The sequence below is a fragment of the Cytobacillus sp. NJ13 genome (genome assembly GCA_030348385.1).
Lineage (GTDB): Bacteria > Bacillota > Bacilli > Bacillales > Cytobacillaceae > Cytobacillus.
Map to the genome: position 1 here is coordinate 366,076 of JAUCFP010000006.1, position 14,744 is coordinate 380,819.

A 14,744-nucleotide genomic window follows, 5' to 3' on the forward strand; every position below is an offset into this window, starting at 1 on the left:
TGTAACGGGTTCGATTCAGTGGTACAAAACTCAAATTAGCATACCAAATAAAAATATAAATAGCATAAATTTCGAACCAAATTTAGCAAAGAAAATAGCATTAAAAAGGCATCGGTCAGGAACCGATGCCTTTTTTAGACATTACATTTGTTGTTTGTGCGGTGTTGCTACATTCGTTTTTTTGGTAAACGAAAATTTTATCAAGCCAATCACTAAAAATACCATACTGATAGCCCAAAGAGCTCCTGAGATGCCGAGTTGCAAAGATATTTCTTCGGATGCCATTGGATGGTTTGTGTCAAAACTGATTGCTTTTAAGGCTTGGCTAACTGCCCAACTAAAGAAAACTAAATGTCCCAACACTAATCCATAAGCCATTCTATATGATTTACCTTTTTTCGAGAATAACAATATTAATACCACGATAAATGAAATCCCCATAATGGTTGATAAACCACCTATTAACATACCCATCGTTTCTTGTTCCATTGGCATATTTCTTCACTCCAAATAAAGTTCTTATTACTTAATTTAACATAAAATGACAAAACCCCTTGTAAAATTAAAACAATCACCCATTTAGCTTCTGTTTTGACATGCTTTTCGAACATCGCCTGTTGGTCAACAGTCACTTGTTATTTACTATGCTAATTTTCGTGCTATTTATGTTGAAAATTCCAAATAAACATTGATATATCAACAAATAAAGGGAGTCCAATTCATATGCGAATTGGACTCCCATTTCTATTGCTTTTTTCAATTTTGTACTCAACATCCGAACCCGTTACTATATTTGCCGCTTCTTTTTTGTGTGCGGAAATATGGTGCATTAAGCGGAAGAAGGTGATTAGCCAAGGGCTAATGGAATCAACGCTTCATCCAAACTTAAGATGATAATGAGCCAGTGCCATAAGGGGAAAAATATACCGATAGCTATGATAATGGATGTAGAAGCTTCCTGCCATGGCCTGCCCTTTTGGATAGGCTGTTGTCCAATCCTCTTTATTGATTGAATGGACCAGGTAATGAATTCCTTTTTGGATTGCTTCTGTTGGCTGGTCCTCGGCTGCAATTAAAGCATCAAGCGCCCATGCCGTATCTGTTAAGGTACTTGCATTCAAAGGAACATATGATTTTTCACTGTCGCTCAGGCAGGATTCCCCCCAGCCGCCATCCTCGTTTTGAATGCCCTTCAGCCAGTCAGCAGACTTTCGGATAGAATGATGGTCTTTTGAAAGGCCAGACGCAATAAGCCCTGTTACGGCCGCCCACGTTCCATAAATATAGCAGACACCCCATCTTCCATACCATGATCCATTCTGTTCCTGGTTGTTCAACAGCCAGTTACTGGCGTTTTGAACAGAAGGGTCATGATCAGGCAGATTGGTATAGTTACCCAAAAACTCCAGCGTCCTCCCGGTCAGATCGGCAGAGGTTGGGTCTCCAAACATATATTCACCCTTTTCAATCGGCAGGAAGCCGAGCCATGGATTCTCGGTGTTTCTTTCAAAGGAAGGCCATCCGCCATCCTCATTCTGCATAGATAATAGCCACTGAATGCCCCGATCCCAAGATTCCTCATTGACTGAACTATCCTGTACATTTCTGGCGATCGATCTTAACGAAGCAGTTGTATCGTCTATATCGGGATTGCGGGTATTTACGTCCGAAAATCCCCATCCCCCCGGCAAAGCATTCGGATTATGAATGACCCAATCCCCAAACTGATCATGCTGCCGCTTCAGCAAATAGGTATTTGCTTTCTTTACAGCAGGATCTTCTGGCGAAAGGCCGGCTAATTGAAGAGCGGCATTAATAAGAGAAGTATTCCAAACACCGGCGTTAGCATATTGCATATGAGGGAGACCATCGATATCAGTCCTGAGCGATTTCAGCCCCGCTACCGCATTTTTTATAATGGGATCGTCTTTGGAATGACCAAGAGACAGGAGCGCAAAGATCATTAAAAAGGTTGAGCTGAAATAACTATAGAATGTTCCATCTGGTTCAATCCGCTCAAGCATATATTTTTTTGCCCGGTCAATAGCCAATGAGTGAAACTTTTCAGGCAGCCCTAAAAGATCTTCAACACCTTCTTTGATGAATGATAATAATGACCGGTATTCCGGCTGGATACCCCATGGTATTTCTCCTGACCTTGTTAAAAGTAAATCTGAAAGGTCAGGGCTATTTTTCGTTTTAATGCTGAACTTCTTCTCTGCCAGAATCAAAATCGGAGCCAGATTTACACGCCCATACACGGAAAACTGATAAAAGTTAAATGGGAAGGAAAGAGGCAGAAGCATAATCTCCACAGGAATCGGAAAGGATTCAGGCCATTGATATTGCCCCGTAGAGGAAAGCATAATTTTCGTAAAAACATTCACGCTCTCCATACCGCCATGCTCCAGTATAAATTTCCTGGCAGCTTTCATTCTGGAATCTTCCTTCTGAATATAGCCCGAATACAAGAGCCCGTAATAAGCCTCCAAAGTGGCAGTTGCATTTCCATCCGTTTCATCCTCGAAAATCTTCCAGGCGCCATTTTCCTCTTGCTTGCGTAGGATCCTTGCTGCCAGCCCTTGTATTAAATTTTCATCATGTATCTCCAGTGTCCTTAATAAAATGATCATATAAGCATCTGTTGAAATGCCAGTTTCAAATGGATAATTCCAGGAGCCATAAGGAGACTGTTCTTTTCTTAATAGGGTGATGAGATCGTTCATGCCGGAAACCGTATCAGTCATTTCATGCACATTCCTCTCAAGTAAAATGGATCCTTTAGATACATATTCATCTGGCTGAAAGAGAATTCATGGAGGAGGGGATGCTCATCTTTTTTCAAAGGAAACAAGGGAAGTCCCCGATGGGCTGGTTAAAGGAAGAATTAAAGAAAAGGACAGGGACTCAAAAATCAATTCATCTTTCAGAAGAGGAGAAGGGGATTCTCGGCCATATTAAACGGGAGACAATGGGCTGGAATCTGAATAATGTCACCAGGACAAAAGCCTATCTTGATTTCTACCGGCAGCGTCCGGAAATCCACTGGGCCTTTTTGGGACATATGGTTTCCCGCAATGGCGGCTGGAATATGACCGATTTAAAAGGAGAGATTCTGGCCCGGTTATTACCGGATCGCGAAAAACATTCCTTCTTTTCCTTTCTGGAAAGAGGGAATTGGCTAATCTTTCAGGATGCCTATCCGCAATTTTTGATTTACCGGGAAAGCCTGAAAAGAAATAAGCCATTATTTTTCCTGTTTCCGTTCTTTAATGTTTCGGTCTTCATGGAGACGGTCTGGAGCTGTTTTTGGAAAAAGCCCGATCCTTACCTTCTCACCATTGCCCTTATCATAAATGAACAAAGCTATTTAGAAAAAAGGGTGATTCAAAATCCGCTATATAAACAAGAGGTTTTTCATAAGCTTGAATTTAAGCTGCAGGAGCTTCTGTCCTTGAATCACATCCTTTTTCCTTATGAAAAGAATGGTGTTACCCATATGAAGGGCCAGACATTGAATCATTTTGAATCGCTTCATGAACGGATCTTATTAGGGAAAAAACTGTATGATGTCCTGTTTAAGGATAAAGAGGTGCTTGCCTTAACGGAACAATGGGCATATGCTCGCCCCCATACGGGTTCAAGGAAGGATTATTGGCCGCATATTTTCAATGATGTCCATGAAGGAATGCCAGGCGAGCAATATCAGTTTCAATTAAAATCATGCCAGCTGAGGCCGGGGGGAAGACGGATTTTTAGCCCAAGCCTTGAAATGGCCTGGAAAAATGTGAGCCAGCCTGAAGCCGAACCAGGGGATTGGTTTAGAGATTTTCACGTCATGGAGTATTTTCTGGAGTTAGACGATATGATCAATGGGGAGATCCAGCATGCATACTGTAAAACACTTGAAAGACTCGAGCTCGCAGCCCTTGCCAAAAAAGCCGTCTGGAATTAGAAGGTATATGCCGGCCATGCTATTGGCATCGCTGTTAGGCACATACTTAGATCTGTATTTTATCGGGAAGGGAATGTACGACTTCCCGATCCGGCCATTCTCGGCCATTTTCTCAATCAATATTCTGTTCACCCTGGCAGTCCTTCCAATCTTTATGATCCTTTTATTAAAAATCATGCAAAGCCTGAATGGCTGGTTAAAATGGATATTTGTTTTGTCCATCAGTTTAGCAATGGCAGCCCTGGAAAAAGTGGCAGAGGGTATGGGAATGTTTGTACATGCAGAAAACTGGCATCATCTTTATACCTTCGTCGGATACTGCCTATTTATCGGATTAATATCTGCGTTTCATGGATGGATGAATGGAAAGAAACAATAATCAAATTTTTAAAAGCCTATGTGGAAATAGGCTTTTTTCTGTTTCGTTAATCAATTAATCCGCATCAACGTAAATTGGCATCGGAAAAAAAAGACAACTATTTGTCAGTTACAATACAAAAATTAGATTTATTAAAGAAAGTTAACACTCTATTAACAAATCGGTGAAGATCCAATTGTTCGACATTTTTTTAAAAATCACTTGATATAATGACAGTATTTTAAGAGGGAGGGAGATGAAAACGGCTAAGTATTTTTAGTTTTAATACGATTTGACAAACCTCAGCAAGAATTAACCCATCTATAAAGAAAAATTCACGTCAAAATCATTGGGGGAGGAATCATGGCGGAGGTTTTACTTTATGTCGGTACATATATTTCCCTTACTTTTGCACTCGGCTGGCTAATTACGGTTGCTTTTAATCTGTTTTTAAAATGAACCCATCTTCTCACTCCCATAAACGATAGAGGGTTCTGCGGATTGTGCTCATTCTTCAAGCATCTTATAATCAGGGAGGTATAAGATTTGTGGATTCTAACACTTTTTTTACATGACAAAGTCAAAATGTTTGAGTATGACAATAAAGAGGAAGCCAGAACGGAGTTTGAGAAAGCAAATGGATGTAAGATTCTTTCTGAGATCATACATTTCAGGGACTTTGAAAAAAGAGGAAATTAAATCCCTAGGCATATGAAGCAGAGGTGTAAATGGAGTTAATGATGCTAGACCTTCTTAACCGGAGGTCTTTTTTTATTGTTATCACTATATTTGCACAAACCTTTTTGTCTTTCGTTTGGAAATAAATAAACATATTATAGGGATGTTTGTTTTGTGGTTGACTAAACTTAAACTTTGTTTTAATATGTTTATCATAAAGCAAACAAAATGATAATTTGTTTATTTTTATATTGATTAGGATGTGTTTTGGTTAATGGAATTATCAAATTTGTTCTGGGACGCTTCTTTGGAGGAGCTAAAACAGGGATATATTGAAGAAAAGGATTCATTTATATGCCTGCTATGCGGGGAAAAGACGGAAAAAGGAATTGTATATCCATATAAAGATAGATTGTACGAAGCGGAACGGTATATTCGCCTTCATATCGAAACAGCGCACAACTCGGTGTTTGATTATTTGCTGTCCATGGATAAGAAGCTTACAGGGGTTACCGATCATCAAAAAAGTCTTCTGCAGCTTTTTTATCAGGGAAAAAGCGATAAGGACATTCAGAAAGAATTAGACATGGGGAGCACATCGACCATTCGTCATCACCGCTTTGCTTTAAAGGAAAAGGAACGGCAGGCGAAAACCTTTTTGGCAATCATGGAATTGCTGAAGGAAAAGGATGAGTATGCACCAGCGTTCTTGCCTGTTCATAAAACAGCCACGATGGTGGATGATCGCTACAACATTACAGAAGAAGAACAGGAGAAAATCCTTAAGAAATACTTCCCTGAAGGCACCGATAAGCCTCTCGTAAAATTTCCGCCAAAGGAGAAGCAAAGACTGATTGTGCTGCGGGAGTTAGCCAGCCAGCTTCAGCCTGACCGCACATATGGCGAGAAAGAGTTAAATCAGGCATTGAAGGACTTTTATGAGGATTATGCTCTGATCAGAAGATATTTGATCGACTATGGCTTTTTGGACCGAAAGCTGGATGGCAGCGAGTATTGGCTTAAAAAATAGAAAAACGGGGGATTACCATGGAACGGAAAAGAGAATTAAAGCAGCAGTTTAAAGAAACGCCCATTGAAGCGGGGGTTTATCAAATAAAGAATACAGTGAACAATAAAATCTTCCTTGGCAGCACGAATAATTTAAAAAGCCTAAACGGAGTAAGATTTTCACTCGAAACAAACGGCTATATGCCTAATCGGGAGCTGCAGGACGAGTGGAATCAATACGGGAAAGACGCTTTTACTTTTGACATTCTGGAGAAGCTGAAAAAGAAAAATGATCCGTATTTCAACGAGAAGGAAGCCCTGGAGAAGCTGGAAGAAAAGTGGCTGGAGGAGCTGCAGCCGTATGGGGACAAAGGATATAACAAATAGCTAAAGGGCTGACAAAAAGGGAATGGCGTGTATCTCGTCATTCCCTTTTTCTTTTAAAGTGGCGGGAGTGATTTAGTTAAAAGGATACATACTAAAGCCCGCAAAATTAAAGAAAATAAGGAAAAATATACCATGATTTGTTCGAAACCAGAAGCTATAATCATTGAGAGGAAGGCACCGGTGTTTCGTCAGCGAACTTACAAACAAAGGAGTGGCAGTGTTGGATAGGAAAAGAATTGCCTATTGGGTTATCCCTCTCATCCTGGTCATTTGCTTTTTGGGAAGTGCTGTCTATGCTGCAGGGCAGCCGGAAGCGGCGAGCAGTAAGCACTCTTCGGCTTTAAAAGGGCAATATTATCTTGAAGACGTGGTAAAAATTTATGTACCATCCACCTATGATGTTGATCAGCCAATTGATAATACTCCATATGTGAACAAAACTCTAGAAAAATTTTCGGGAATGTTTGGAGGGGCAACAGCTGTTGATGGAACAGGAGCATGGCTTTCTGACGATGAGCAGCTTGTAAAGGAGAAAGTGACCATCGTGTACAGCTTTGCAGAGGATCTCGACAAGAAAAAGATTAAGCAGGTAGTGGATTATGCCAGGGCTTTAAAGGAAGAAATGAAACAATCATCCGTATCACTTGAGGTCAACGGAAAGATGTATTTTATTGAATGATCTATCAAAAAGATAGGCTGGAAGGTGTGTATCCTTCCAGCCTATCTTATTGCTCTCTCCAATAGCTTTATTTCAAGGCTAATGATTCCTTCAGCCAATTCTTCCCCTCAACAAATCGGCTGACCATCATGGCCGAAACCGTGTTGCCGGCTGAATTCAGAAGGGTTGCCGGTGCATCAATGATTGTAGAGATGACCGCTATGATTGGCAGTACTTCAGGCGGAAAGCCGAATACGCTTAAAATCAGCATCTCGCCAATCATACCGCCGCCAGGGATTGCCCCCATAACAGCTCCAACCAGGAATGAAACAGCAAGAATGGTTAGAATGCTTGTCATGCTCGACATGTCCTTTCCAAAAAGGCTGAACAGGAAAACAATCTTAAACACTCCGCCAAGAACAGACCCATCTTTATGGGTATTAGCCCCAAGCGGGATCATCGTCTCCGCAATATCCTGAGGAACACCCATCTTTCTGACAGCCGCAAGGTTAATCGGAATACAAGCTGCACTGGAGCATGTGGCAATCGCACTGACAGAAGGAGTGATGGCATTCTTCCAGAACACCTTGACTCCATCCTTTCCGCCAGCCGCAAAGGCATACAGCGTAAAGAATCCAAAGAAGTAAATGAGCGTTAATACAAGATAAAGAACAAATACACGTACATATCCGCCAAGAATCTGCGGGCCAAGCTCACCAATGATGGTCGCGAAATAACAGCCAAGTCCAATTGGCGCATAATACATCACAAATCCAACAATCTTCATCATGACAGCTGAACCAGAAGAAAGAAGATTCGCAATCGGCTTGCCTTTTTCACCTGACATCGCAGTTGCCAGTCCGAATAAGATTGAGAACACAATCAGCTGCAGCATGTTGTTCTTCGAGAACAGCATCTGGAAATCAGGCACCGTGAACGCCTGAACCAGCTGTCCCAGGAACGTGACATCTTCTGCTTCAGGATCAACAGCTGCCTCAGTCATAATGCTCTTAATGGCTGAGATATCTGTATTTTTGAGCGGATCCACAATGGAAATCCCGATGAAACCCAGGATGGCAGATATGACAGCCGTAATGAAAAAGACGGTGAATATCCCGGTCATAATCTTACCAAGCCTTTTCATTCCGCCCATATTCGCAAGGCTCGAAGCGATGCTAAAAAAGACGAGCGGCACAATGATCATAAACAATAAATTTATGAATAAATCCCCAAGCGGCTTAACCACCGCTGTCTTCGGGCCAAAAACCACTCCGGCAATTCCGCCGATCAGGATGGAAAGGAGCAGGAAGATGGTTAGTTTGTAATTTGAAAGAACCTTTTTCATGTTGTCTCAACCTTTCTATATATTCCGAAACTCTATTATATAATTAAATTGTGCCTCAAAAGAAGGCTGCTGGAATATTTCTTAATATTCTGTCTGATTTGGCTTTCTGTGGAAAATATCTTCCATTTTTGGCCAAGCATCAATTGACATCAGTCATTAATTAACTTACAGTTAAAACATCCAATAATCGAAAGGGTGAAGAAAAGCACATGATCCTATAATCCTAGCTTTAGAGAAAATCGATATTTAGCACCAGAGTCAGTCTAAAAATGTGTTTGAATGGGCTTAATTTATCGATTGTTTTTCTGAGATAGGATTAATGTGTGTGCTTTTTGACTTGAAAAGAGGCTGAACTAATCGAAAAGCTTATTTAAGTCTATTTATGTGCGCAATGCCTCCTGTCTCGGGAAAATGAGATAGGAGGCTTTTTGTTTTGAAAAAACATTTTGGTGTTCGGAGGGAACAGTATGGAATTTCAATTACAGGAAATTGATCTTGCCAGTAAAGATACAGGCCCATACGGAATTGCTGTTTCAGACAAGGGAGAAGTCTGGTTTACACAGCATAAAGCCAATAAGATAAGCTGCATCGGTTTGGATGGGGAAATGACAGAGTACCCGCTGCCGACACCGGATGCAAAAGTCATGTGTGTAATGGTGTCGTCAAAAGGAGAGGTCTGGTTTACCGAGAATGCAGCCAACAACATTGGGAGAATAACAAAAGAAGGCACTATTCATGAATATCCCTTGCCCCATCCAGATTCAGCACCCTATGGGATTACAGAAGGGCCGAACGGGGATATATGGTTTACCGAAATGAATGGAAACCGCATTGGGCGGATTCAGGAAGACGGTTCAATCAATGAATACGACCTTCCAACTCAAGGTTCATATCCATCATTTATTACGCTGGGATCTGATGATGCCTTATGGTTCACAGAAAACCAAAATAATGCGATTGGAAGAATTACGGAAAATGGAGAAGTGACAGAGTTTACAATTCCTACACCAGCATCAGGGCCGGTTGGGATTACGAAAGGAAACGATGGTGCAAAGTGGTTTGTGGAGATTATCGGCAATAAAATAGGGCGCATTACGACATCTGGAGAAATAACGGAATATGAAATTCCAACACCAAGCGCCCGGCCGCATGCCATTACAGCTGGTGCTGGAAATGACTTATGGTTTACAGAGTGGGGAGCAAATAAGATTGGGAGAATTACAGACAATGGGATTATTGAGGAATATCTTATCGAAACCCCAAATGCTGAACCGCATGGCATTTCAAGCAGCGATGGGAAAACCATCTGGTTTGCACTGGAGTGTGATAAGATTGGGAAACTATCTATTATGAATGATTAATCTCATTTTTTAAGAGGAAATTTAATAGAGCATTCAACCCCGTTACAACTAGTATACGGGGTTCTTCTAATTGGATTATAAACACCAACACTGAATACTCCGAAAAAATTGTAAAATTTGTTGTTGTAATTTTAAGAATATTATTTATAATAAAGTTGAGAGGTGATTCAGGTGTCAGTTAAGAATGTAACCGAGGAAAAAGCACTAACTCCAAGAGGAATGGAAACGCGTGAAAAACTGTTAAAAGCAGCTGAAGAGGTTTTTGGGCAGAAGGGATATTTTGAGACCTCCATCGTCAATATATCTCAGGAAGCCAAAGTTGCTCAGGGAACCTTTTATAATTACTTTCCTTCAAAGAAAGATATTTATGATGAGCTGATCCGCAGCTACAGCCGGGATCTGCGCATTGCGATTAAAGAAGGAATGGCAGGAAGCTCTTCATTTGAGGAAGCACAGAGAAATGGCTTCTTCGCTTTCTTCAGCTGGGTCAAAAATCATCCAAATTTATACAGCATTGTCCAGCAGGCCGTTGTGGTGGACCAGGAGCTGTTCCGCTGGTATTACGGGAAGCTCGCCAACGGATTTTTAAAGAGTCTATCTCAAGGGATTGAAGCGGGAGAGTTTAAGGACCTGGACCAGGAGACAGTTGCATACTGCTTAATGTCGATAGGACAGTTCCTCGGCATGAGGTGGGTGTATTGGGAAAAGAAAGAAGTTCCTGAAGAAGCATTCGATGCGGCGATGACACTAATCTTTCAGGGGCTAAAAAAGTAAAGAGGGGGAGTTCGATGAAAGGGATTGCCTATTGGATACAAAAATGGGCATATACACATCCAGATCGAACAGCAGTCATAACAGATAACGAAAAGGTGTCCTACAGGCAGCTGGATAAGATGATCGATTCAGCTGCTGTGAAAATCCATGAAAAGCTGCAGGGAAGAAAAGGGGAACGCATCGCCATTCTGTCGCACAACCGGATTGAATACATAGTCCTTTTATTTGCCATTGCAAAGGCAGAATGTGTGGCCGTCCCGCTCAATATTCGGCTAAGTGCGAAAGAGCTTATTTTTCAGCTCAACGATAGCGGCTCAAAACTTATCTTTGCCGAAAAAGAAAATGCAGAGTTTGCAGCCTCCCTTGTTGAACAAAGCGAAATCCAGAGTTTGGAGTTTATGGAGGACTTATGCCAGGGTACTAAAACGAGCTTTGCTAATGAGAATCCAATTGACGAGGAAGCTCCATACATTATCTGCTACACCTCCGGGACCACCGGCAAACCGAAAGGGGCCGTGCTGACACAGAGCAATATGTTCTGGAATGCAGTGAATAACAAGCTTGCGATCGATTTAACGTCAGAGGATCGCTGCATCGTGCTGCTTCCGCTGTTTCATATCGGGGGAATTGGGCTGTTTGCATTTCCGTCCCTGTTTTCAGGCGGAACCATTGTCATTCCTGGCAAGTTTGAGCCTCAAAAAGCCCTCACGATGATTGAGAAGCATAAGGTGACCATTGTGATGGGGGTTCCAACCATTCATCAGGCACTGCTGACAAGCCCACCATTCAAAACGGCTGATTTAAGCACAGTCCGCTGGTTCTATAATGGAGGAGCGCCATGTCCGCGTGAATTAATAGATGCCTATTTTGATAGAGGGTTTCTGTTTGGCCAGGGCTTTGGAATGACGGAGACATCTCCTACACTATTCATGCTCACAAAAGAAGACGCATCGCGGAAGAGAGGATCGATCGGCAAGCCGGTATTATTTTCCGAATACAAGCTAATAGATTCAGAGGGCAATGAGGCTGCAAAAGGTAAAGTTGGCGAGCTTGCGGTGAGAGGGCCAAATATCATGAAGGCATATTGGAATCGGCCTGATGCCACAAAGGATGCACTGAAAGAAGGATGGCTCCTGACAGGGGATCTAGCGAAAACAGATGAAGAAGGATTCCTATATATTGTTGGCCGGAAGAAAGAAATGATCATTTCCGGCGGGGAAAATATCTATCCGCTTGAAGTGGAGCAAGTGATCAGTCAATTAAAGGATGTTGCCGAGGTTGCCGTGGTTGGGAATGCTGACCCTCTTTGGGGTGAAGTGCCTGAAGCGTTTATTGTTAAAGAAAATGGAAGCGCTTTAACCGTGGATGATGTTATTCAATACTGTCACGGAAACCTCGCAAAATATAAGATTCCAAAGAAAGTAACATTTTTAAATGAGCTCCCGAAAAATGCGACGGGAAAAATACAGAAAACACAACTTTTAGTAAGAGGGTGAAAAGGTGATCAATTATAGTGTCGGCCAGCAGGCCTCCTGCAGCAAAACCATTACGGAAACAGACTTTGTTATGTTTGCGGGATTGAGCGGCGACTTCAACCCGGTCCACATAGACGGGGAATACGCAAAAAAAACTAGATTTAAAAAGCGTATAGCCCATGGTCTCTTAACATCCAGCTTGTTATCCCAGCTATTGGGTGTGCATCTGCCAGGAAAAGGATCCATTTATGTTGAACAGACCATCCGGTTTAAGGCACCGGTTTTTATAGGCGATACGATTACCGCACAAGGAACGGTTCAGGAGATTGACAGCGAAAGGCGAATACTGACTTTGCTGACAGAGTGCTTCAATCAGGATGGAACAAAAATTTTGACAGGCACGGCTAAGATGATGGTGCCTGAAGAGGGAGGGGTAATTTGATGGGAATCGGCATTAAAGCAACAGGAGTTTTTTTTCCTCCTGGAATCGAAACGGCAGCCGATCTGGCTGTGAAGACGGGAATACCTGAACAGGTGATTATCGAAAAGTTCGGTTTGGTCCAAAAGCATGTTGCAGATGACAGCCTGCATGCTTCCGATCTCGCGATTGCCGCGGGAAGGCAGGCGATTGAAGGGAGTGACCCGCTGTCCATCGATGTCGTCATCTATTTTGGCAGCCCTCATAAGGATTATTATGTCTGGTCAAGCGCTCCGAAAATACAGCATGAATTAGGGGCGAAAAATGCCTACGCGTTTGAAATCATGAATGTCAGCTCCTGTTTTCCGATTGCTTTGAAGGTGGCAAAAGACATGATTGCTTCAGATCAATCCATTCAAAATATCCTGCTTGTTGGTGGATGCAAAGAGTCACAAATTATCGATTATGCGAACCCGCGCTCCCGCTTCATGTTCAACTTTGCAGATGGGGGCACTGCTGCACTGGTCACCAGGGATTCCTCCCAGAGCGAAATTCTCGGAAGTGCCATCCTGACAGATGGTTCCTTCCATGATGATGTCCGAACGCCTGCTGGGGGATCCAAACATTTTGCCAGCCGCGAAACAGTCGAAAAAAACCTTCATTATATTGATGTGAAGGATCCGCAATCCATGAAAGAAAGACTCGATCCTGTATCGATTGCAAATTTTGATTATGTCGTTCGCGAAGCACTTCATAGAAGCGGTTATACTCCTCAAGATATGAAACTCCTATTGCCACTGCACACAAAACGTTCCATGTTCAAAGAACTCTTACATTCTCTCGAACTTCCAGAAGAAAAAGCAATCTACTTAAATCGCCATGGACACATGTCTTCACTCGACCCATGCATCGGTCTGCATTTTGCACAGGAGCGCGGACTTTTAAATCCTGGAGATATTGCGGTTGCAGTCAGTGCAGGAACTGGGTATACGTGGGCTGCGACTGTTGTGAAGTGGAATTAAAATAGTAAGATTCATAGATAAGCAGCGAGATTTAACATGGCCGAAAGAAAATGAATATAGGGGGAATGGCTATGAAATTCAAATTAAAGAGTTTTAAGTCACTATTAATGCTTGGAACTGCACTCACTCTTATCATTACTTCCGGATGTTCCGGAGACACGGCAAGTTCAGAAGAAGATACGGTTAAAATTGGTGTTCTAGCATCCTTAACCGGTCCGCTCGAGACCTATGGAAAGCAAACAGTCGCGGGATTTGAACTTGGACTGGATTATGCAACTGAGGGATCCAATGAAGTAGCAGGCAAAAAGGTTGAGTTCATTGTGGAAGATACGGAAACAAAGCCAGATGTCGCCGTAAGAAAAGCGACCAAGCTGCTGGAAGAGGATGAAGTGGATTTCTTAGTGGGTTCCTCTAGCTCTGGAGATACACTGGCCGTATTGCCGCTCGCTGAAGAATACGAAAAAATCATGGTGGTGGAGCCTGCGGTTGCAGATAGCATCACAGGAAAGAACTGGAACAAATACATCTTCAGGACAGGAAGGAATTCATCTCAGGATGCTGTAGCCGGTGCGGCCGCAATTGCTGAAAAAGATGTGAAAATCGCGACCTTCGCACAGGATAATGCTTATGGACGGGAAGGAATCGCTGCTTTTAAAGAAGGAGCGGAGAAGCTTGGTGCCACCATTGTGAATGAGCAATATGCAGACCCGAATTCCACTGACTTCACAGCGAATATTCAAAGCATCATAAATGAAAAGCCTGATTACCTTTATATCGTCTGGGCAGGATCCAATGCACCATGGAAACAGTTAAAGGATATGCAGCTGGAGGAGCAGGGAATTAAAATTTCCACTGCCGCACAGGACATTGCTTCACTAAAAACGATGGATTCTTTAATTGGCATGAGCGGCTTTTCCATTTACTATCACACCCTTCCGGATAATAAAGTGAACGACTGGCTGGTGGAAGAGCATAAGAAAAAATTTGATGGTGAAATTCCGGACCTGTTTACCGCTGGCGGAATGACAGCAGCCATCTCCATTGTAGAGGCACTAAAGAAAACAGAAGGCGATAAAGATGTGGATGGCTTGATCACCACAATGGAAAACATGGAATTTGAGACACCGAAAGGAACGATGAAATTCCGGGCTGAGGATCACCAGGCCTTGCAGTCTCTGTATGCAGTAACTCTCGAGGAGCAGGAAGGGGTGGATCATCCGGTGCCGGTCCTGATCAGGGAATTGAATATGGAAGAAACCGAGCCGCCAATCCGGAATGGCAATTAAAACTTCAGAATAATTAGAT

At 42.5% G+C, this 14,744-nt stretch carries 15 protein-coding genes; 12 read left to right on the forward strand and 3 right to left on the reverse strand.

The genetic code is table 11. The features are described from left to right. Window positions 1-141: 141 nt before the first annotated feature. The gene (locus tag QUF73_01880; GenBank protein ID MDM5224952.1) at window positions 142-495 is read right to left on the reverse strand and encodes a hypothetical protein; all 354 of its coding nucleotides are present in this window, start codon (window positions 493-495) and stop codon (window positions 142-144) included. Window positions 496-875: 380 nt separating this feature from the next. Beyond that, on the reverse strand, window positions 876-2,747 hold the full coding sequence (locus QUF73_01885; GenBank protein ID MDM5224953.1) for a prenyltransferase/squalene oxidase repeat-containing protein: 1,872 nt from the start codon (window positions 2,745-2,747) through the stop codon (window positions 876-878). A gap of 119 nt (window positions 2,748-2,866) precedes the next feature. On the opposite strand from QUF73_01885, the gene QUF73_01890 reads away from it, so the two are divergent. The 6 genes from QUF73_01890 to QUF73_01915 all read left to right on the forward strand — a co-directional run bounded on the left by QUF73_01890 (window position 2,867) and on the right by QUF73_01915 (window position 7,065). Beyond that, window positions 2,867-3,955 (forward strand): DUF2515 family protein, encoded by a 1,089-nt coding sequence (locus tag QUF73_01890; protein MDM5224954.1) that lies wholly within the window; start codon window positions 2,867-2,869, stop codon window positions 3,953-3,955. Beyond that, the gene (locus tag QUF73_01895; GenBank protein MDM5224955.1) at window positions 3,888-4,334 is read left to right on the forward strand and encodes a CBO0543 family protein; all 447 of its coding nucleotides are present in this window, start codon (window positions 3,888-3,890) and stop codon (window positions 4,332-4,334) included. The genes QUF73_01890 and QUF73_01895 overlap by 68 nt, the downstream gene beginning before the upstream one ends. 525 nt (window positions 4,335-4,859) lie before the next feature. Next, on the forward strand, window positions 4,860-5,012 hold the full coding sequence (locus QUF73_01900; protein MDM5224956.1) for a hypothetical protein: 153 nt from the start codon (window positions 4,860-4,862) through the stop codon (window positions 5,010-5,012). Between the two features lie 253 nt (window positions 5,013-5,265). Further along, on the forward strand, window positions 5,266-6,021 hold the full coding sequence (locus QUF73_01905) for a DUF2087 domain-containing protein (GenBank protein MDM5224957.1): 756 nt from the start codon (window positions 5,266-5,268) through the stop codon (window positions 6,019-6,021). Window positions 6,022-6,038: 17 nt separating this feature from the next. Further along, entirely contained in the window at window positions 6,039-6,386 is a 348-nt protein-coding gene (locus QUF73_01910; GenBank protein ID MDM5224958.1) for a GIY-YIG nuclease family protein, read from the forward strand. Window positions 6,387-6,603: 217 nt separating this feature from the next. Then, window positions 6,604-7,065 carry a DUF3574 domain-containing protein gene (locus tag QUF73_01915; protein MDM5224959.1) on the forward strand — a complete coding sequence of 154 codons (462 nt, stop codon included), beginning with the start codon at window positions 6,604-6,606 and terminating at the stop codon, window positions 7,063-7,065. Between the two features lie 67 nt (window positions 7,066-7,132). On the opposite strand, the gene QUF73_01920 is transcribed toward QUF73_01915, so the two are convergent. Next, the gene (locus QUF73_01920) at window positions 7,133-8,389 is read right to left on the reverse strand and encodes a dicarboxylate/amino acid:cation symporter (protein ID MDM5224960.1); all 1,257 of its coding nucleotides are present in this window, start codon (window positions 8,387-8,389) and stop codon (window positions 7,133-7,135) included. 467 nt (window positions 8,390-8,856) lie between these two features. Between QUF73_01920 and QUF73_01925 the strand changes: the two genes are divergently transcribed. The 6 genes from QUF73_01925 to QUF73_01950 all read left to right on the forward strand — a co-directional run bounded on the left by QUF73_01925 (window position 8,857) and on the right by QUF73_01950 (window position 14,725). Then, window positions 8,857-9,750: a Virginiamycin B lyase gene (locus QUF73_01925; GenBank protein MDM5224961.1), complete on the forward strand. Its 894-nt coding sequence runs from the start codon at window positions 8,857-8,859 to the stop codon at window positions 9,748-9,750. A gap of 171 nt (window positions 9,751-9,921) precedes the next feature. Continuing rightward, a complete protein-coding gene (locus QUF73_01930) occupies window positions 9,922-10,524 on the forward strand; it encodes a TetR/AcrR family transcriptional regulator (GenBank protein MDM5224962.1) in 603 nt (200 codons plus the stop codon). A gap of 14 nt (window positions 10,525-10,538) precedes the next feature. Beyond that, on the forward strand, window positions 10,539-12,020 hold the full coding sequence (locus tag QUF73_01935) for an o-succinylbenzoate--CoA ligase (protein ID MDM5224963.1): 1,482 nt from the start codon (window positions 10,539-10,541) through the stop codon (window positions 12,018-12,020). A gap of 4 nt (window positions 12,021-12,024) precedes the next feature. Continuing rightward, entirely contained in the window at window positions 12,025-12,441 is a 417-nt protein-coding gene (locus QUF73_01940; protein ID MDM5224964.1) for a MaoC family dehydratase, read from the forward strand. Next, a complete protein-coding gene (locus QUF73_01945) occupies window positions 12,441-13,439 on the forward strand; it encodes a 3-oxoacyl-ACP synthase (protein ID MDM5224965.1) in 999 nt (332 codons plus the stop codon). The genes QUF73_01940 and QUF73_01945 overlap by 1 nt, the downstream gene beginning before the upstream one ends. 71 nt (window positions 13,440-13,510) lie before the next feature. Beyond that, a complete protein-coding gene (locus QUF73_01950) occupies window positions 13,511-14,725 on the forward strand; it encodes a substrate-binding domain-containing protein (GenBank protein ID MDM5224966.1) in 1,215 nt (404 codons plus the stop codon). Window positions 14,726-14,744 lie beyond the last annotated feature (19 nt).

Coding starts and splice junctions, on each gene's coding strand:
- QUF73_01910 (MDM5224958.1), top strand. CDS start 6,039: ATGGAACGGAAAAGAGAATTAAAGCAGCAGTTTAAAGAAACGCCCATT.
- QUF73_01890 (MDM5224954.1), top strand. CDS start 2,867: ATGGGCTGGTTAAAGGAAGAATTAAAGAAAAGGACAGGGACTCAAAAA.
- QUF73_01925 (MDM5224961.1), top strand. CDS start 8,857: ATGGAATTTCAATTACAGGAAATTGATCTTGCCAGTAAAGATACAGGC.
- QUF73_01880 (MDM5224952.1), bottom strand. CDS start 495: ATGCCAATGGAACAAGAAACGATGGGTATGTTAATAGGTGGTTTATCA.
- QUF73_01935 (MDM5224963.1), top strand. CDS start 10,539: ATGAAAGGGATTGCCTATTGGATACAAAAATGGGCATATACACATCCA.
- QUF73_01885 (MDM5224953.1), bottom strand. CDS start 2,747: ATGACTGATACGGTTTCCGGCATGAACGATCTCATCACCCTATTAAGA.
- QUF73_01950 (MDM5224966.1), top strand. CDS start 13,511: ATGAAATTCAAATTAAAGAGTTTTAAGTCACTATTAATGCTTGGAACT.
- QUF73_01945 (MDM5224965.1), top strand. CDS start 12,441: ATGGGAATCGGCATTAAAGCAACAGGAGTTTTTTTTCCTCCTGGAATC.
- QUF73_01920 (MDM5224960.1), bottom strand. CDS start 8,389: ATGAAAAAGGTTCTTTCAAATTACAAACTAACCATCTTCCTGCTCCTT.
- QUF73_01895 (MDM5224955.1), top strand. CDS start 3,888: ATGCATACTGTAAAACACTTGAAAGACTCGAGCTCGCAGCCCTTGCCA.
- QUF73_01905 (MDM5224957.1), top strand. CDS start 5,266: ATGGAATTATCAAATTTGTTCTGGGACGCTTCTTTGGAGGAGCTAAAA.